This window comes from Polaromonas naphthalenivorans CJ2 (assembly GCF_000015505.1).
Taxonomy (GTDB): domain Bacteria; phylum Pseudomonadota; class Gammaproteobacteria; order Burkholderiales; family Burkholderiaceae_C; genus Polaromonas; species Polaromonas naphthalenivorans.
Genome location: NC_008781.1, coordinates 1,177,184 through 1,195,189 on the forward strand (window position 1 = coordinate 1,177,184; position 18,006 = coordinate 1,195,189).

Sequence of the window (18,006 nt, forward strand, 5' to 3'; positions counted from 1 at the left end):
TGTCCTCGGGTGCGGTCAAAAAACTCTGCTCAGCGCGTGGCAGGCTCAATGTTCCAGATCTGGCTGGCGTATTCCCGGATCGTCCGGTCCGACGAAAACACGCCCATGCCCGCGACGTTGGCAGTCGCCCGTTCGCACCACTGCGCCGGCTGGCGGTACAGCGCATCGACGCGAAGCTGGGTGGCAATGTAGGACTCGTAATCGGCCAGCAGTAAATAGTGGTCGCCGCCCCAGAGCAGCGAATCGACCAGCGCCCGGTAGCGCCCCGGCTCGCTGGGGCAGAACTGGCCGCCGGCAATCGCGTCGAGCACGCCTTTGAGCGCCGGCAGGCTTTCGTAGTAGCGCATCGGCTGGTAGCCGCTTTGCCGCAGCGCATGCACCTCGGGCGTTTTCAGGCCGAAGATGAAGATGTTCTCGTCGCCCACGTTCTGGCGGATCTCGATGTTGGCGCCGTCGTCGGTGCCTATGGTCAGCGCGCCGTTGAGCGCCAGCTTCATGTTGCCGGTGCCCGAGGCTTCGGTGCCGGCGGTCGAAATCTGCTCCGACAGATCGGCGCCGGGCATGATGACCTCGGCCACCGACACGCCGTAGTTGGGCACGAACACCAGCTTGAGCTTGCCTGCGATGCGCGGGTCGTTGTTGATGACGCTGCCGACATCGTGGATCAGCCGGATGATGGACTTGGCCGTGTGGTAGCTCGATGCCGCCTTGCCGGCAAAAATCACCGTGCGCGGCACCCAGTCGGCCGTCGGATTGGCCAATATGGCCTGATAGCGCGTGACCACATGCAGCACATTGAGCAGCTGGCGCTTGTATTCGTGGATGCGCTTGACCTGCACGTCGAACAGGCTGTCGGGGCTGACGCTGATGCCCGCCGTTTTTTCGATATAGGCCGCCAGCCGCGCCTTGTTGGCGCGCTTGATGGCCATGAACCTGCCCTGGAATTCGGCATCAAGGCGGTATTCGTCCAGCCGCTTGAGCTGGTCCAGGTCCAGCCGCCATTGCCTGCCCAGCGTGCCGTCGAGCAGGCTGGAGAGCTGCGGATTGGCCTGCGCCAGCCAGCGCCGGGGCGTCACGCCGTTGGTCATGTTGGTAAAGCGCTCGGGCCAGATGTCGGCGAAGTCGGCAAAGATGGTCTGCACCAGCAAATCCGAATGCAGCGCCGACACGCCGTTGACCTTGTGGCTGCCGACCACCGACAGGTGCGCCATGCGCACGCGGCGCTCGCCGTGCTCGTCGATCAGCGACAGGCGCGCCAAAAACGCGTTGTCGCCGGGCCGGTGGCGGGCCGCCATTTCGAGGAATTCCTTGTTGATGCGGAAGATGATTTCGAGATGGCGCGGCAGCACATGCTGTATCAAGGCGACCGGCCAGGTTTCCAGCGCCTCGGGCATCAAGGTGTGGTTGGTGTACGAGAAGGTCTTGCCGCACAGCGCCCAGGCCTCGGCCCACGGCATGCCGTGCTCGTCGCACAGCAGCCGCATCAGCTCGGCCACGCCGATGGCCGGATGGGTGTCGTTCAGGTGAATCGCCACCTGCTCGGCCAGGTTGCCAAGGGTCGGGTGCTCGTCCAGGTGGCGCTTGACCAGATCCTGTATCGACGCGGCGACAAAGAAATATTCCTGCTTGAGCCGCAACTCGCGCCCGGCCGGCGTGCTGTCGTTGGGGTAGAGCACCCAGGAAATGTTCTCGAATTCGTTTTTGGTGCTGGCGGCTCTAGCGTAGTCGCCGGTGTTGAAGGCGCCCAGGTCGATGTGCGCGGGCGCCACGGCTTTCCACAGGCGCAGCGTGCTGACCAGCGGCGTGCCGTGGCCGGGCACCACCATGTCGTAGGCCTTGGCGGCGACTTCGCCGGCGTGGCGCCAGACCGGCGTGCCGTTCAGGTGCTCAACCCAGCCGCCGAAACGCACCGGGTAGCTGATGCCGGCGCGCGGGAATTCCCACGGCGTGCCGTCCTGCAGCCACGGGTCGGGGTATTCGACCTGCGCGCCGTCCTGGATGTCCTGCGCGAACATGCCGTATTCATAGCGGATGCCGTAGCCGAACGAGGGCAGGCCCAGCGTCGCCATCGAATCCAGGAAGCAGGCCGCCAGCCGGCCCAGTCCGCCGTTGCCCAGGGCCGCGTCGGGTTCGCGGTCGGCCACGTCTTCGAGCGTTTGCGCATGCTGCATCAGGCCCTGCGCGGCGCCGCCGGTCAGGTTCAGTGCGGCCAGCGCGTTGGACAGGGTGCGGCCCATCAGGAATTCCATCGACAGATACACCACCCGGCGCGCCTTGGCGGCACGCTGGTGCGCCTGGGTTTCGACCCAGCGCTGCGAGAGCTGCTGGCGCGCCACCTGGGCGACGGCCTGCATCAGGTCGGTTTGCGTGGCGTCTTCGGAGGCGACGCCGACGGTGCAGAGCAGGTGTTCTTCGATCTGGGCCGCCAGGGCATGCTTGGCAATGGGTGGATTCAAGTTCACAGCGGTATCCTTTTCAAGGTTCGGCAGACAGGCATTGACAGGTACGCACACCAGCAAGGAGTGGGCCAGCCGCCTGATCCCGCCGATTCTCGCATGCGAAAAGCGCTGGCCGGCAGCCCTCGCGATGCGCTGCAGCGGCGCACGCAGCGCATGAAGTGCGAACTGTTTTTTTGCCATCAATCGCCCTTCAAATGCCTGCCAGGCGGCTTGCCTGCGCAAGCCCAGGTATTAAGATGGTCAAGCCCTTCAAATCCCCATGGCGGAGACACATGAAAACCAATCAACTTGCACAAGGCCTTGATTTACCGAAACGGGCGATTGCCCTGGTGCTGGCCGGCGGGCGCGGCAGCCGCCTGATGAACCTGACCGACAGCCGGGCCAAGCCGGCGGTCTATTTCGGCGGCAAGTTCCGCATCATCGACTTCGCGCTGTCCAACTGCCTCAATTCAGGCATCCGCCGCATCGGCGTCATCACCCAGTACAAATCGCACAGCCTGCTGCGGCATCTGCAGCGCGGCTGGGCCTTCCTGAAAACCGAGATGAACGAGTTCGTCGATTTGCTGCCGGCCCAGCAGCGCAACGACAACGAAAGCTGGTACCGGGGCACGGCCGACGCGGTGCACCAGAACTACGACATCCTGGAGAGCTATGGCGCCGACTACATCGTGGTGCTGGCCGGCGACCACATCTACAAGATGAACTACGCGCTGATGCTGGCCGACCATGTGGCCAAGGGCCGCGACTGCACCGTGGGCTGCATCGCCGTGCCGCGCCATGAAGCCAGCGCCTTTGGCGTGATGGCGGTGGACAAGCACAGCATGGTGACCGAATTCCTCGAAAAGCCGGCCGACCCGCCGGCCATGCCGGGCCGCGACGACATGTCGCTGGCCAGCATGGGCATCTACATTTTCAACGCCGAGTACCTCTACAAGGAACTGGCGCGCGACATGGCCGACCCGGATTCGAGCCACGACTTCGGCAAGGACATCATTCCCCGCGCGGTCAAGAACGGGCAGGTCGCGGCCCATCCGTTCGCGCTGAGCTGCGTGCCGTCCAGCGACGTGGCCGAGCCCTACTGGCGCGACGTGGGAACCATCGACGCCTACTGGGAGGCCAATATCGACCTTACCGCGACCGACCCCGAACTCAACCTGTACGACCAGCACTGGCCCGTCTGGACCTACCAGGCGCAACTGCCGCCGGCCAAGTTCGTGCACAACCACGATGACCGGCGCGGCATGGCCATCGAGTCCACCGTGTCGGGCGGCTGCATCGTTTCGGGCTATGTGTTTCGCTCGGTGCTGTTTTCCAGCGTGCGGGTCCATTCGTATGCCAAGGTCAACTGGGCCGTCCTGCTGCCCGGCGTCCAGGTCGGGCGCGGCGCCAGCCTGACCCGTGTCGTGGTGGACCGGGGCTGCGTCATTCCCGATGGCATGGTGATTGGCGAAGACGCAGAACTGGACAGCCAGCGGTTTCACCGCAGCCCGAACGGCATCACGCTGGTGACGAAAACCATGCTGGCCCGGATTGCCGCATGAAAGTCCTGCATGCCGCCGCCGAGGTTTATCCGCTCGTCAAGACCGGCGGGCTGGCCGATGTGCTGGGCGCGCTGCCCGAAGCGCTGATCGGGGCCGGCGCCGATGTCCGGCTGGTGCTGCCCGGCCTGCCGGCCATCCTGGCGGGCGTGGAGCAGCAGCAGGTGGTACACGAGATCGGGGCGGTCTTCGGCGCCGGCCGCGTCACCCTGCGCCTGGGCCGGCTGGCGCACAACGGCGTGCCGGCCTATGTGATCGACGCGCCCTACCTGTACCAGCGGCCCGGCAATCCCTACCTGGCGCCCGATGGCGGCGAGTGGCCCGACAACCTGCAGCGCTTTGGCCTGCTGGGCTGGGTGGCTGCGCACCTGGCCGCCGGCGAACTCGACCCCGGCTGGACGCCCGATGTGCTGCACGCCCACGACTGGCATGCGGCCATGGCCTGCGCCTATGCCGCCTGCCACCCCGCCACGCGCGCGGCCACGGTGTACACGATTCACAACCTGGCCTACCAGGGCCTGTTCGACGAAGACGACTTTCATCTGCTGGGCCTGCCGTCGCGCCTGATGGTGCCCGTCGGGCTCGAATTCCATGGCCAGCTGTCCTTCATGAAAGCCGGCCTGAAGTACGCCCACCGCATCACCACGGTGAGCCCGACCTACGCCCATGAAATTGCCACCGAAGCCTTCGGCTGCGGCCTGGACGGCGTGATTCGCGCCCGTGGTGCCGACGTGTCCGGAATCCTGAACGGCGTCGATGGCGCGGTCTGGAACCCGGCCAGCGACCCCCTGATTGCCGCACCTTATTCGGCCGACATGCTGGACGGTAAGGCGCTGTGCAAGGCGGCCCTGCAGCGCGAACTCGGCTTGGCGGTCGATGCCGGCGCGCCCGTGTTTGCCGTCGTCAGCCGGCTGACCTCGCAAAAAGGGCTGGACCTGCTGCTCGATGCCTTGCCCGCGCTGCTCAATTTTCCGGCGGCGGGCGGCCCGCAACTGGCCGTGCAGGGCAACGGCGACCCGGCGCTTGAAGCGGCATTTACAGCCGCCGCAGCGGCGCACCCCGGCCGCGTCGCCGTCCGGCTGGTCTATGACGAGGCCCTGGCGCACCGCATCATGGCCGGCGCCGACGCCATGCTGGTGCCTTCGCGCTTCGAGCCCTGCGGCCTGACCCAGCTGTATGCCCTGCGCTATGGCACGGTGCCGGTGGTGCGGCATGTCGGCGGCCTGGCCGATACCGTGGTCGGCGCCAGCGAGGCTTCGGTGCAGGCCGACCGGGCCACCGGCTTCATGTTTGGCCCGGCCACGCCCGCCGCGCTGGCGCAGGCGCTGCTCCAGGCCGTTGCTGCTCACGGCCAGCCCGCGCTCTGGCACCGGCTGATGCTGCGTGGCATGGCGCAAAACTTCTCCTGGACTGCGGCCGCCAGCCAGTACATGGCGCTGTACCGCGAAACGCAGCAGGCGATGCAAGCCACTGGCAAGCTGTAAAAGTCCGTATCTGGCCCGCTTTTGGCTCGCTTTCTGCTTGCTGCCGTGGCGGGTTACCCGTCACCCGCCCTGTATAGAATCTTCCCGGCACCTTCCTTTTTGCACTCTGGCAACGCACTGCCGCAACACTTTTAAAAAGAGCCATTCACCATGCAAGTAGCAGCATCGATTTTCAAGGCCTATGACATTCGCGGCATCGTCCCCGCCACCGTCACCGAGGAGGTCGCCGAGGGCATCGGCAAGGCCTTTGGAACCATTGCGCTGGCGCAGGGTGAAACCGCCGTGGCCGTGGGGCGCGATGGCCGCCTGAGCGGCCCGTCCATCAGCGCCGCCCTGGTGCGCGGCCTGAGCGCCGTCGGCATCGAGGTGATCGATGTCGGCATGGTCACCACGCCGATGCTCTACTTTGCGGCCAACACGCTGTGCAGCTCCGGCATTCAGGTCACTGGCAGCCACAACCCCAAGGACTACAACGGCTTCAAGATGGTCATGGCCGGGCGCGCCATCTACGGCGACGACATCCAGGCCATCCGCGCCATGATGGAAGGCGAAACCTGGGCGCTCAAGGACAGCGGCAGCGTGCGCCATGTCGATGTGACGGCCGCCTACCAGGAGCGCATCGTGTCCGACATCAAGCTGTCCCGGCCGATGAAGATCGTCGTCGATTGCGGCAACGGCATTGCCGGCGCGACGGCTCCGGCCATCTTCCGCGCCATCGGCTGCGAGGTGATCGAGCTGTTCAGCGAAGTCGATGGCAACTTTCCCAACCACCATCCCGACCCCAGCAAGCCCGAGAACCTGCAGGATCTGATCAAGACCCTGCAGGCCAGCGACGCCGAACTCGGCCTGGCCTTCGACGGCGACGGCGACCGCCTGGGCATCGTCACCAAGGACGGCCAGAACATCTACCCCGACCGCCAGATGATGCTGTTTGCCAGAGACGTGCTCTCGCGCGTGCCCGGCGGCACGATTGTCTTTGACGTGAAATGCTCGCAGCGCCTGGCGCCCGACATCGAGCAAGCCGGCGGCGTGCCGCTGATGTTCAAGACCGGCCATTCGCTGATCAAGGCCAAGATGAAGGAAGTCAACTCGCCGCTGGGTGGCGAGATGAGCGGCCACATCTTCTTCAAGGAGCGCTGGTACGGTTTTGACGACGGCACCTACGCCGGCACGCGCCTGCTGGAAATCGTCAGCAAGGCGCCGGACGCCGGCGTGCTGCTCAACAGCCTGCCGACCAGCTTCAGCACGCCCGAGATCAACGTGCCCTGCGCCGAAGGCGAGCAGCACACGGCCGTGGCCGCGCTCATCCAGGCCGCGCATTTTGAAGCGCCCGCGAAAATCTCGACCATCGACGGCGTGCGCGTGGACTGGCCGGACGGCTTTGGCCTGATCCGCGCGTCCAACACCACGCCGGTGCTGGTGCTGCGCTTTGAAGGCCAGACGCAAGCGGCGCTGGACCGCATCCAGGCCGACATGCTGGTGCTGCTGCGCAGCGTGAAACCCGACGCGGTGTTCGCAGCGGCCGCGCATTGAGCAATGGTTCCGTCATTCCCGCGAAGGCGGGAATCCATCTCCGCGCGCCGCACTGGATTCCCGCGTGCGCGGAAATGACGGTGATGGCCCGCAACGCGCCCGTCAGGCCTCCCGCGTGAAAATCCTGCTGGTCAAGCTGTCGTCCCTGGGCGATGTGGTCCATGCCCTGCCGGTCGTGCAGGACATCCATGCCGCCTTTCCCGGAGCGCAGATTGACTGGGTGGTTGAACAATCGTTTGCCCCGGTGCTGGCCTTGAATGCCGGGTTGAACCGCATCATTCCCTGCCAAATCCGGCGCTGGCGCAAATCGCCCCTGGCGGCGGCGACGCGCCAGCAGTGGAACGCCTTCAAGGCCGATTTGCGGCAGACCGACTACGACGCAGTGATCGACCTGCAGGGCCTGACCAAATCGGCGCTGGTGGCGCGGCTGGCGCGGCTGGCGCCCGGCGGCAAGCGTTACGCGCTGGCCAACCAGACCGAAGGCTCGGGCTACGAAGCGCCAACGCGCTGGCTGGCCGACGTGGCCATCCGCATCACGCCGCACATCCACGCCGTGCAGCGCTCGCGCGAGTTGGCGGCCCGGGCGCTGGGCTACACCTTCCCGCCAAGCCCTGACTTTGGATTAAAAAGGCATTTTGCGCAGGCTGAGCATGCATTTGCAGCTCCTGAAAGAATAGCAAATACGGTGGCGTTCGTGCATGGCACCTCGCGCGCCGACAAGGAATGGCCGCTGGTGTACTGGACCGCCCTGGGCCGCCGCCTGAACGCGGCCGGCTACCAGATCGTGCTGTCGCATGGCAATGCCAAGGAGCAGGCCAAAAGCCAGGCCATCGCCCGGGTGCTCAACGAGAGCGCGCCCGGCCATGCCCTCGTCTGGCCGCTGCTGCCGCTCGATGCGCTGACGCAGGAGCTGGCGCGCTGCGTCGGCGTGATTGGCGTGGACAGCGGCGTCAGCCACATCGCCGTGGCGCTCGACCTGCCGCATGTGCAGCTCTACAACTTCGACACCGCCTGGCGCACCGGCCCCGATTCAGCCGCCGGCCGGCAGGTCAGCGTGTTCGCCAAGCCCGTGCCCAGCGTGGACGATGTCTGGCAGGCCTGGCTGGGCTGCCTTGAAATGGTCAAGGGCAAGCCGTCCGATTCACTCGATCCACTCGCTTCATCAGGCTGCGGGGCTGGCGGCGCATGAGCGGCTGGGCGCGCGGGCTGTATTCGGTGCTGATGACGCTCGGCCAGCCGCTGCTGCGCCGCAAGCTGGCGCGCCGGGGGCGGCAGGAGCCCGGCTACCTCGAAGCCGTGGACGAGCGCTTTGGCCATTATTCCCAGCCGGTTGAAACAAATTCCGAACTGGTCTGGGTGCATGCCGTGTCGCTGGGCGAAACCCGCACCGCCGCCATGCTGCTCAAGGCCTTGCGCAAGCAGCATCCGGCGCTGCGCCTGCTGCTCACGCACGGCACCGCCACCGGCCGCGAAGAGGGGCGGGCGCTGCTCAAGTCCATTGGCCAGCCCGGCGACATTCAGGTCTGGCAGCCGTGGGACAGCCCGGCGGCGGTGAAACGATTTTTCACTCACTTCAAGCCGCGCCTCGGGTTGCTGATGGAAACCGAAATCTGGCCGAACGTCATCGCCCAGGCCAAGACAAGAGGCATGCCGCTGGTGCTGGTCAACGGCCGGCTGTCGGCCAAGTCCCTGAAGCAGGCGCAGGGCATGGCGGCGCTGTCGCTGCCGGCCTATGGCGCGCTGTTGGCGGTGTACGCGCAGACCGAACTCGATGCCGGCCGCTTTCGCCAGTTGGGCGCGCCGGTTCAGGGCGTGTTCGGCAACCTCAAGTTCGACGCCACGCCAGATGCAGCCCAACTGGCGACAGGCCAAAGGTGGCGCAAGGCGCTGGCGCAGCCGGTGCTGATGTTCGCCAGCTCGCGCGAAGGCGAAGAAGACCTGTTTTTTAAGCAAATAAAGGCTTTTGTGCACGTCCAGTATGCACAGTCAGCTATGAATTCAGTAGCAAGCCAGCTGGCCGGCGGATGCAAGGCACTAGTCGTTCCGCGCCACCCGCAGCGCTTTGACGAGGTGGCCGCGCTGGCGACGCGGCACGGCCTGCGCGTGTCGCGCCGCTCGCACTGGACCGGCAGCCCCGCCGACAGCATGGAAGCGATGAACGCCGATGTCTGGCTCGGCGACTCGCTGGGCGAGATGGCGCTGTACTACGGTTTGAGCGATGTCGCCCTGCTGGGCGGCAGCTTTGCGCCGCTGGGCGGGCAAAACCTGATCGAAGCCGCCGCCTGCGGCTGCCCGGTGGTGATGGGGCCGCACACCTTCAATTTCACCGAAGCGGCCGAACTGGCCGAGGCCGAGGGCGCCGCGCTGCGCGTGGCCGGCATGGCGCAAGGCGTGCAGGCCGGGCTGGCGCTGGCGGCGGATGCGGCCGGGCTGGCCAAAGCGGTGGCGGCCGGGCTGGCGTTCGCCGCGCGCAACCGGGGCGCGACGGCAAGGACGCTGGAGGCGCTGCGGGGGTATTTGTAATCTGCATTTCATTTTTGGTGACACACGTTTGTGGGATAGGCACAGCCTTCAAGAGAGCCTAGACTTTTTGCGTGTAATTCCAGTTTTTCACACCAGGACGTTGAAACAGGAGGAATGAAAATGGGTGCAGCTACCACTATCGTGCAACAGGCTTACGAGGCCTTTGGCCGCGGGGATGTGCCGGCGATGCTGAATCTGGTCGCCGACGAGGTCGATTGGGAGTTCGTCGGTTCGGCGAATTTGCCGTATGCCGGACGGCGGCGAAACAAAAAGGAAGTGGCCGACTTTTTTGCAGCCATACCGCGCACCGACGATATTCACGCTTTCGAGCCGCGAGAATTCATTGAGGCGGATGAGCATGTCACGGTGCTGGGCTGGGAAAATTCCACCGCGCTTGACACCGGGAAAAAATTCGAGAGCGAATGGGTCCATGTATTCACGGTGAAAAACGGCAAGGTCACCCGCTGGCGCGGATTTTTCAACACGGCCGCGCGTTACGGGATGTAGCAATCGCTTGCTGGTTTTGCGCGGGGCGGCCTGGTCAGGGCCGAACGCGGCCGTCGCCGGTCAGCATGGACAGTTCGACGAAGTTCGACGCCACATGGCTGTCGGTACGGGTTGTTCCAGTTCGCGTTCGGTCTGGATGCTGGCAAACCACTTGCCGCCGACCTGGCTGATGGTGATGTTCTTGGCAGTGTCCAGAATGTCGCGGCTGTTGCGATGGCGCATCCAACCCAGCTTGGGCAGGAAGATGCGGCTGTTGGGCTGGTCAAGCTTGAAGCCCTGCGGAAAACGAAAACTCTCACGCTGACTTTTTTTCTTGAACTTCTGGAAGGCGGCGCGTTTGTCAAAGAAGTTTTTCCAGGCGCGCTCCAGGTCTTTCAACACCTGCTGCAAGGCTTGCGATGGCGCTTGCCTGAGCCACTCGAACTCCTGCTTTCAGCCTGGTAGCTTATTGGCCAGCGCCACGTAGTTCATGAACTTTGCGCCCGCCACGTGATTGGTTTTTTGCAATGCCAGCGCTTTGTTGAACACGAAGCGGCAGGCCCCGGCAAAGCGGCGCATATGACGCTGCTGTTCGCCGTTGGGCATGAGTTCGTATTTGAAGGCCTGGAGGCGCTGCATGCTGGCATTTTAGGCAGCTATTACGCTGTTTCAGAGTTAGAAGAGGACAGCCGAACTGGCGGCCCCATGCCTTCGGCGCTACCATCGGATTTTGCAAGAAAGCGAGTGGATCATGCCCAGTGCGTCCCCAACGATTCTTGTGACCGGCGCGACCGGCGGCATTGGACTGGCCGTCTGCCACCGGCTGGCCAAAGCGGGGAACTCCCTGCTTCTTGCGGCCCGCGATGCCAGCCGGCTTCAGTCGCTTTGCGCTGAACTGTCGAACACCTGCCCCGGCGCCTTCTCATGGATTGGCGTGGACATGACGCGCGATGACTCGGTGAAGAGATTTGCCGAGGAACTGAGCGCCAGAAACCTGATCCTGGACGGTGCCGTCCTGATGCCGCCCCAGGAGCCGCCGACGAACGACCCCCTGCCCAGCAGCGAGCGGTGGCGCGAGATTCTTCAAAACAGTTTTGTCGGTCCACTGTCGCTGCTCAAGGCCGCCATCGCGCGCATGCAGCCTGATCCGGCGCAGGGGCGCAGGGCCAAGATCGTCATCATTTCCGGCATCTCCTCCGCGCAGGTCATGGGCCACTACGCGTCAAGCAACGTGATTCGCTGCGCCTGGCTGGCCGAAGCCAAGACGCTCGCGTTCGCGTTCGGCGAGCAGGGGATTCACGTCAACACGCTGTCGCTGGGCGGAACGCTCACGCCGGGCTATAGCGCGTCGCTTGAAAAACGCGCCGCCGGGGCGGGGATGACGGTGGCGCAACGCATGAATGAAGAGACCTCGAACATTCCCCTGAGGAAGTACGGCACCCCCGATGAGGTGGCCGCTGCGGTCGAAGGATTGCTGTCGGCGTTCTCCGACCACATGACCGGGCTCAACATCCTTCACGACGGCGGATTCACCAGAAGCTATTGAGAAACTAGTCGGAATCGTCACGGATTTCAAGCCTTTCAGGCCGTTTGCGCATACTGGGCGGGCGCGAGCAGCTATCTATTCAGTAGCGGTGCTTGAGCGGGCTGCGCTGGCCCCCATCCCGGCCTTCCCCCAGCGGGGGAAGGAGCCATGCGGGTTCAGGCGCGCAGCAAGCCACGCGTCCAGCGGGCGGGGCTGCGGGCTGGCGGCCAGCGCGTGGGCCTTTTGAAGAATGAAGCCGTCGTCGAGCAGCTTGTTGTCCAGCCAGTGCTGCGGGAAGAGGTCGTGTTTCATGGGGTGCGTGGAGTGAAATGGGCCGGGCAGAGGCGAAATGGCGCTGCCTTGGGCCGACTATCCTACCTGCTCGAATCCCCGGCGGCCGGCCCTGGCCTCTTCAGAAAATCCTAAGCTCGGCTGCATAAGCTTGGTGTTCTGACCGTTGCAAAGTGTGGCGGCGGCAGATCATCCAATCAGGGGCAAATATATGAAGAAAAACCATGGTGCTTGCGCGGCGGCAGTGCTGGCGTGCGGTGTGCTGCTGGCGGCCTGCGGCGCGGGTGTGGCTCAGGCCAGCACGCCGAATGAGCGCATCGTGTGCTCCACGCTACCCGGCCAGGCGTGGCTGGGCGAGAAAAAAATCAAGGCGATTTTTGGGGTGGGCGAGTATTTGCGGGTGGACTTCAAGGTCTCCAGAACGCAATGCTACGAGTTCTACGCCATCAAGAAAAATGGCGATGTGGTGGAGGCGTATTACCACCCCGTGACCGGCGAAATCGTCAAGCGCAACGTGATTCTTCAGGGGCCGGGCGCGGCCAGCGCTGCCCATGCACCGGCGTCCGCCATAGGGTATTGACGGCCGGGCAGCACTCAGCTCAAGCCGCTCACCGGCAGCGCCGCGCCATGCACCGCGCGGGCCGCACTTGATGCCAGGAAAACAATCACGCTGGCCAGATCCTTCGGAGCGACCCAGTGCAGCGGGTCCGCCGCCGGCATGGCCGCGCGGTTTTCGGGGGTGTCGATGATGGTCGGCAGCACGCAGTTGACGTTGATGTTCCTGGCCCGCAGTTCGGCCGCCATGGCTTCGGTCAGGCGAATCACGCTGCTCTTGGACGCGCAGTAGGCGGCCATGCGTGCCGCGCCTTTTTGCGCCGCATAGGCGCCGACATTGACGATTTTTCCGCCGCCGTGCTCCAGCATGTGCGGCACCACGGCCCGCGCCGTGTTCAGGACGGTGCGGGCGTTGATGTCCATCAGGAAATCCCAGGTGCTGTCGGCGGTTTCATGCACCGCGTCGCCCATGCGAAAGCCGCCCGCCAGGTTGCACAGCACATCGACGCGCCCGAAGCGCGCCACCGCCGCCGCCAGCGCGGCCGCGACCTGCGCGCCGTCGAGCAGGTCGGTGGCCAGGAAAAGGCGCTTGTCGCCCGCGTCGCCAAAGGCGGCCTGCAGTGATTCGGTCTGTCGGCCGATCAGCACCAGCCGCGCGCCCTGGCTGGCAAAGGCGGCGGCCACCGCCTGCCCGAGGTTGCCGGCCGCGCCGGTCACCATCACCGTTTGGTTCTCGAAGCTCATGGCGTCACTCCCTGGCGTTTGTTGGTGTGGTAGCGGCCGGTTCCCTGCGTGATGACCTGGTCGCACGCCAGCACCGAGCCCGGCTCGTAGTCCGGCTGGCCCTGCACGCGCTCGTACAAGGGCGCGAAGTCGATCCGGGCCAGGGCCAGCAACTCGTCCAGGTTGTCGATCACGAAGTAGGTTTCCTGGAAATCGTCGATGCGGTAGTTTGTGCGCATCACCCGCTCCAGGTCAAAGCGAATGCGGTTGGGCGACGCATCGTCGAGCGCAAAGACGCTCTCGGAGGCCGACGAGGCGATGCCCGCGCCATAGATGCGCAGTCCGTCCTTTTGCTTGACCAGGCCGAACTCGACGGTGTACCAGTACACGCGCGCCAGCTTGTCCAGCACGCCGAGCTGTTGCGCCCGCAAGCCGCCTGCGCCGTAGGCCTGGATGTAGTCGGCAATCGCCGGGTTCATCAGCATCGGCACATGGCCGAACACGTCGTGGAACACATCGGGCTCTTCGAGGTAGTCGAGCTGATCGGGCTTGCGGATGAACTGGCCGGCCGGAAAGCGGCGGTTCGCCAGGTGCTCGAAAAACACCTCGTCGGGCACCAGCCCCGGCACGGCGACCACCTGCCAGCCGGTGCGCTGCATCAGGATGTCCGAGAGGCGGCGAAAGTCGGGAATCTGGTCGGCGCCAATCGGCAGATCGGCCATGCCGCTGACAAACTCGTCGCAGGCGCGCCCCAGCAGCAGCCGGCTCTGGCGCTCGAACAGCGTCTTCCAGGTGGCGTGTTCCTGGGCGGTGTAGCGATCCCAGCCCTGCTCAATGGTCCAGTCGGCGCGTTCCGGGCGTTGCGCGTCGCCCGCTGCAAGCCCGTGCTTGGTGGTTTCCTTCAAGGGTGCTGGCATGGCGGTTCTCCTTCGTTTTTCTTGTCACACAGTGGCAGCGAGTACCAATCCCCGGCATTCGCCAAAGCCGATGCGCCTGAAGCCGTCCTGCTGGCAGTAGCCGCGCAGGATGACGCTGTCGCCGTCTTCGAGCCAGCTGCGGGTTTCGCCATTGGACAGGGCCAGGGGCTGCTTGCCGCCCGCGCTCAGTTCCATCAGCGAGCCGCCTTGCTCCGGCTTTGGCCCCGACAGCGTGCCCGAACCGAACAGGTCGCCGGCGCGCAGGTTGCAGCCGTTGACGGTGTGGTGCGCCACCAGCTGCGCCATGGTCCAGTAGGCGTCGCGGTAGTTGGACTGCGAAATGCGCTCGCCCGCATGGCCGGCTTGCCGCATCCGGGCGGTCTGCAGCCACACCTCCAGTTCAATATTGATAGCGCCTTGCGCCCGGTTGGCGGGCGAATCAAGGTATTCGAGCGGTTCAGGGTCGCCTTCTGGCCGGGTGAAGGGCGCGCGAAACGGCGCCAGCGCATCGAGCGTCACCATCCAGGGCGAGAGCGTGCTGGCGAAGTTCTTCGACAAAAACGGCCCGAGCGGCTGGTATTCCCAGGCCTGGATGTCGCGGGCGCTCCAGTCGTTGAATAGGCTGACGCCGAAGACGTGCGACTCCGCATCCGCCATGGCGATGGGCTCGCCCAATACGTTGGGGCGTGCAATCAGCATGCCCAGCTCCAGCTCGTAATCCAGTCGGCGGCAGGGGCCAAAGGTCGGCGCGTCCTGGCCGGGCGCTTTCGTCTGCCCCTTGGGCCGGTGAAAGCCCTGGCCGCTGGGAATGATGCTCGAAGCCCGTCCGTGGTAGCCGATGGGCAGCCACTTGTAGTTGGGCAGCAGCGGGTTGTCGGGGCGCAGCTGCTTGCCGATGGTGGTGGCGTGGTGCACGCTGGTGTAGAAATCGGTGTAGTCGCCGATCTGGCAGGGCAGGCCGAGTTCGACTTTTGACTGGGCGCGCAGCGCGGCCTGGAAGGTTTTTTGCTGGGCGCTGCCTGCGCGCAGGCCTTGCGAGATGGTCTGGCGCAAGATGTGCCGGGTCTCGGGCGGCAGGCGCATGAGCCGGTTCATGTCGCGGCTAGCGATCAGCCGGGCCGCGTGCAGGTCCAGCACCTGGTCGCCAATGGCGACGCCGACATGCCAGTCGGCGTCATCTTCACCGCGAAAGCGGCCAAACGGCAGGTTCTGGATCGGGAAGTCGCTGGCCGGATCGTTGGCCGATTCGACCCAGCTTTGCAGCGCCGCATCGTGGGTGCCGTCGATGGCGGGGCTCATGACTTGAATTCGCGCTGGTGCAAGAAGGCCGCATGGGCGGGCGCGCGCTTCGTTCTAGACCAGTCTTCGAGCATGTCCCACTTCACGGCATCCAGCCGCTTGATCATGGCTTCTTCCTCGGGGTCGGGGCAGGCCAGTTCCAGGCGGTGGCCGTTCGGGTCAAAGAAATAGATCGAATGGAAGGCGCCGTGGTCGGTCACGCCCAGCACATTGACGCCGTTGGCCTCCAGGTGCGCCTTGAACTCCAGCAGCTCCGCCCGGTCCTTGACCCGAAAGGCGATGTGCTGCACCCAGTCGGGCGTGTTCGGGTCGCGGCCCATGGGCGGCTGCGTCGGCAACTCGAAAAATGCCAGCACGTTGCCCTGGCCGGCGTCCATGAAGATGTGCATGTACGGGTCGGGCGCCTTGGTGGAAGGCACCCGGTCTTCGGCAATGGCCAGCACGAAGTCCATGTTGAGCATTTTCTGGTACCAGAGCACGGTTTCCTTGGCGTCCTTGCAGCGGTAGGCGACGTGGTGAATGCGGTCGATTTTCATGCAGCCTCCACGCTCAGCGCGCCGCGCTCGATCTGGTCGCGCTCGAGCGACTCGAACAGCGCCTTGAAGTTGCCCTCGCCAAAACCTTCGTCGCCCTTCCTCTGGATGAACTCGAAGAACACCGGCCCGAGCTGCGGCTGCGAGAAGATCTGCAGCAGCAGGCGCGGCGTGCCGCCTTCGGTGCTGCCGTCGAGCAAGATGCCGCGCGTCTGCAATTCGGCCACCGGCTGGCCGTGGCCCGGCAGGCGGGCGTCGATCATCTCGTAGTAGCTGTCGCTGGGCGCCGTCATCAGCGGCACGCCGGCCAGCTGCAGCTTGTCCACGGTGGCCAGCAGGTCGTCGCAGATCAGCGCGATGTGCTGGATGCCTTCGCCGTTGAACTTGAGCAGGAACTCCTCGATCTGGCCGCCGCCCTGCTTGGATTCCTCGTTCAGCGGAATGCGGATCTTGCCGTCGGGCGCGGTCATGGCGCGCGACGTCAGGCCGGTGTATTCGCCCTGGATGTCAAAGTAGCGGATCTCGCGGAAGTTGAACAGCTTTTCGTAAAAGCCGCCCCAGAACGCCATGCGGCCCCGGTACACGTTGTGCGTCAGGTGGTCGATGAGCTTGAGGCCATGGCCGGGCGGATGCCGGTCCACGCCATCAAGAAACACAAAGTCGATGTCGTAGATCGACTTGCCGTCCTCGAAGCGGTCAATCAGGTACAGCGGCGCGCCGCCTATGCCCTTGATGGCGGGCAGGCGCAACTCCATCGGCCCGGTTGGAATGTCAATCGGCTGCGCGCCGAGTTCGAGCGCGCGGTTGTAGGCAAGGTGCGCATCCTTGACGCGAAACGCCATGCCGCAGGCGCTCGGGCCGTGCTCGGCGGCAAAGTAGCCGGCGACGCTTTTGGGTTCGCGGTTGACGATGAAGTTGATGTCGCCCTGGCGGTACAGCACCACGTCCTTGGAGCGGTGCCGGGCCACCAGGGTGAAGCCCATGCGTTCGAACACGGGTTCGAGCACGCCGGGCGTGGGCGAGGCGAACTCGACGAATTCAAAACCCATCAGGCCCATCGGGTTGTCAAACAAATCTGCCATTTCAAATTTTCCTTTTTCAAAAGAAGGGTTAATCGAGCGAAATGCCGGCTTTTTTCGCCAGGGCCGCGTAGCGCGCCATCTCGCTGCGGAAATACAGCGCGGCCGCCTCGGGCGTGCCGGGGTGGATGATGTTGCCCTGCCTGGCCATGGCGGCTTTGGTTTCCGGCGTGTCGTAGGCCAGGGCGAAGGCGTCATGGATGCGCTTGACCTGCGCGGGCGGTAGTCTGGCCGGCCCGACTACGGCAAACCAGCCTTCGATCTCGTAGTTGGGCAGGCCTTGCTCGGCAATGGTGGGAATGTCCGGCGCCGCAGGGCTGCGGGTCTTGCCGCACAGGCCGATGGCGCGCAAGGCGCCGCTTTTGAGGTGCGCCTGCACCGCCGGCAGGGATACCACGCCGATTTCGACCTGCCCGCCGATCAGGTCGGTGACCATGGCGCCCGTGCTTTTGTAGGGAATGTGGCGCATGGTCACCTTGGCCTCATCGACGAACATTTCGCCGGCCAGGTGAATCACCGTGCCATTGCCCGCCGAGGCGTAGTTGTAGGTGTCGGGCCTGGCCTTGAGCAGCGTAACCAGTTCCTTCACGTTGGTGGCGGCCACTTTGGACGGATTCACCACCAGCACGAAGGGAGTGGCGCCAATCACCGAAATCGGCGTGAAGTCGCCCAGCGTGTCGTAAGGAATCTTTTTATAGACGCTGGGGTTGATGACATGGGTGTTGGCCACCACGCCAATCGTCAGGCCGTCGGGCGCTGCCTTGGCCAGCGCCGACGACCCGGTGATGCCGCCCGCGCCGGGCAGGTTGTCGATCACGACGCCTTGTCCGCCCAGCGCCTTGGTCAGCGACGGCACGGCCGCCCGCACGATGGTGTCCACGCCCGAGCCCGCGCCCACGGGCAGGATGACGCGGATGGCCTTATCGCTTTGCGCCCAGGCAGGAATAACGGCTGCGGCGCAAGCGCCAGCGGCCAACGTCAGCGCGGCGCGGCGGGTGAGGGGAAAAGAATGGGATGTTTTCATGGGGCTTGTCTCCGGTTTATAGGCTTTGAATAACGCT

At 65.0% G+C, this 18,006-nt stretch carries 16 protein-coding genes and 1 pseudogene; 8 read left to right on the top strand and 9 right to left on the bottom strand.

The genetic code is table 11. The annotated features are described in order from the left end of the window. Window positions 1-29: 29 nt before the first annotated feature. On the bottom strand, window positions 30-2,639 hold the full coding sequence (locus PNAP_RS05535) for a glycogen/starch/alpha-glucan phosphorylase (protein ID WP_086000559.1): 2,610 nt from the start codon (window positions 2,637-2,639) through the stop codon (window positions 30-32). 92 nt (window positions 2,640-2,731) lie between these two features. On the opposite strand from PNAP_RS05535, the gene glgC reads away from it, so the two are divergent. The 6 genes from glgC to PNAP_RS05565 all read left to right on the top strand — a co-directional run bounded on the left by glgC (window position 2,732) and on the right by PNAP_RS05565 (window position 10,044). Next, window positions 2,732-4,000 (top strand): glucose-1-phosphate adenylyltransferase, encoded by a 1,269-nt coding sequence (gene glgC / locus PNAP_RS05540; protein ID WP_011800517.1) that lies wholly within the window; start codon window positions 2,732-2,734, stop codon window positions 3,998-4,000. Continuing rightward, window positions 3,997-5,481, top strand: a complete 1,485-nt coding sequence (gene glgA / locus PNAP_RS05545) for a glycogen synthase GlgA (RefSeq protein WP_011800518.1) — start codon at window positions 3,997-3,999, stop codon at window positions 5,479-5,481. Before glgC ends, glgA begins: the two co-directional genes overlap by 4 nt. Before the next feature lie 150 nt (window positions 5,482-5,631). After that, complete coding sequence (locus PNAP_RS05550; RefSeq protein ID WP_011800519.1) at window positions 5,632-7,014, top strand: phosphomannomutase/phosphoglucomutase; 1,383 nt, start codon at window positions 5,632-5,634, stop codon at window positions 7,012-7,014. Between the two features lie 64 nt (window positions 7,015-7,078). Beyond that, window positions 7,079-8,203 carry a lipopolysaccharide heptosyltransferase I gene (waaC, locus tag PNAP_RS05555; protein ID WP_011800520.1) on the top strand — a complete coding sequence of 375 codons (1,125 nt, stop codon included), beginning with the start codon at window positions 7,079-7,081 and terminating at the stop codon, window positions 8,201-8,203. Continuing rightward, window positions 8,200-9,537, top strand: a complete 1,338-nt coding sequence (locus PNAP_RS05560; protein WP_011800521.1) for a 3-deoxy-D-manno-octulosonic acid transferase — start codon at window positions 8,200-8,202, stop codon at window positions 9,535-9,537. Before waaC ends, PNAP_RS05560 begins: the two co-directional genes overlap by 4 nt. A gap of 120 nt (window positions 9,538-9,657) precedes the next feature. Continuing rightward, complete coding sequence (locus PNAP_RS05565; protein WP_011800522.1) at window positions 9,658-10,044, top strand: nuclear transport factor 2 family protein; 387 nt, start codon at window positions 9,658-9,660, stop codon at window positions 10,042-10,044. A gap of 96 nt (window positions 10,045-10,140) precedes the next feature. On the opposite strand, the pseudogene PNAP_RS25545 reads toward PNAP_RS05565, so the two are convergent. Then, a pseudogene (locus PNAP_RS25545) lies at window positions 10,141-10,662 on the bottom strand (RNA-guided endonuclease InsQ/TnpB family protein); the annotation flags it as partial. A gap of 112 nt (window positions 10,663-10,774) precedes the next feature. Here PNAP_RS25545 and PNAP_RS05575 point away from each other — a divergent pair. Beyond that, window positions 10,775-11,569, top strand: a complete 795-nt coding sequence (locus tag PNAP_RS05575) for an SDR family oxidoreductase (RefSeq protein ID WP_011800523.1) — start codon at window positions 10,775-10,777, stop codon at window positions 11,567-11,569. Between the two features lie 75 nt (window positions 11,570-11,644). Here the strand turns inward: PNAP_RS05575 and PNAP_RS05580 are convergent, their stop codons facing one another. Next, window positions 11,645-11,860, bottom strand: coding sequence for a hypothetical protein (locus PNAP_RS05580; protein WP_041376546.1), 216 nt, complete (start codon window positions 11,858-11,860; stop codon window positions 11,645-11,647). 190 nt (window positions 11,861-12,050) lie between these two features. Between PNAP_RS05580 and PNAP_RS05585 the strand changes: the two genes are divergently transcribed. Next, entirely contained in the window at window positions 12,051-12,419 is a 369-nt protein-coding gene (locus tag PNAP_RS05585) for a PepSY domain-containing protein (protein ID WP_011800525.1), read from the top strand. Window positions 12,420-12,433: 14 nt separating this feature from the next. On the opposite strand, the gene PNAP_RS05590 is transcribed toward PNAP_RS05585, so the two are convergent. From PNAP_RS05590 to PNAP_RS05615, 6 genes are read right to left on the bottom strand one after another with little or no spacing between them, the layout of a single operon-like run. After that, a complete protein-coding gene (locus PNAP_RS05590; protein ID WP_011800526.1) occupies window positions 12,434-13,138 on the bottom strand; it encodes an SDR family NAD(P)-dependent oxidoreductase in 705 nt (234 codons plus the stop codon). Then, window positions 13,135-14,034, bottom strand: a complete 900-nt coding sequence (gene phhA / locus PNAP_RS05595; RefSeq protein ID WP_011800527.1) for a phenylalanine 4-monooxygenase — start codon at window positions 14,032-14,034, stop codon at window positions 13,135-13,137. Before phhA ends, PNAP_RS05590 begins: the two co-directional genes overlap by 4 nt. A gap of 24 nt (window positions 14,035-14,058) precedes the next feature. Beyond that, window positions 14,059-15,333, bottom strand: coding sequence for a fumarylacetoacetase (gene fahA, locus PNAP_RS05600; RefSeq protein ID WP_011800528.1), 1,275 nt, complete (start codon window positions 15,331-15,333; stop codon window positions 14,059-14,061). Next, window positions 15,330-15,869 (bottom strand): VOC family protein, encoded by a 540-nt coding sequence (locus tag PNAP_RS05605; protein ID WP_011800529.1) that lies wholly within the window; start codon window positions 15,867-15,869, stop codon window positions 15,330-15,332. Before PNAP_RS05605 ends, fahA begins: the two co-directional genes overlap by 4 nt. Then, window positions 15,866-16,948, bottom strand: coding sequence for a 4-hydroxyphenylpyruvate dioxygenase (hppD, locus tag PNAP_RS05610; RefSeq protein ID WP_011800530.1), 1,083 nt, complete (start codon window positions 16,946-16,948; stop codon window positions 15,866-15,868). Before hppD ends, PNAP_RS05605 begins: the two co-directional genes overlap by 4 nt. A 28-nt stretch (window positions 16,949-16,976) precedes the next feature. Next, a complete protein-coding gene (locus PNAP_RS05615; RefSeq protein WP_011800531.1) occupies window positions 16,977-17,969 on the bottom strand; it encodes a tripartite tricarboxylate transporter substrate binding protein in 993 nt (330 codons plus the stop codon). Between the last annotated feature and the right edge of the window lie 37 nt (window positions 17,970-18,006).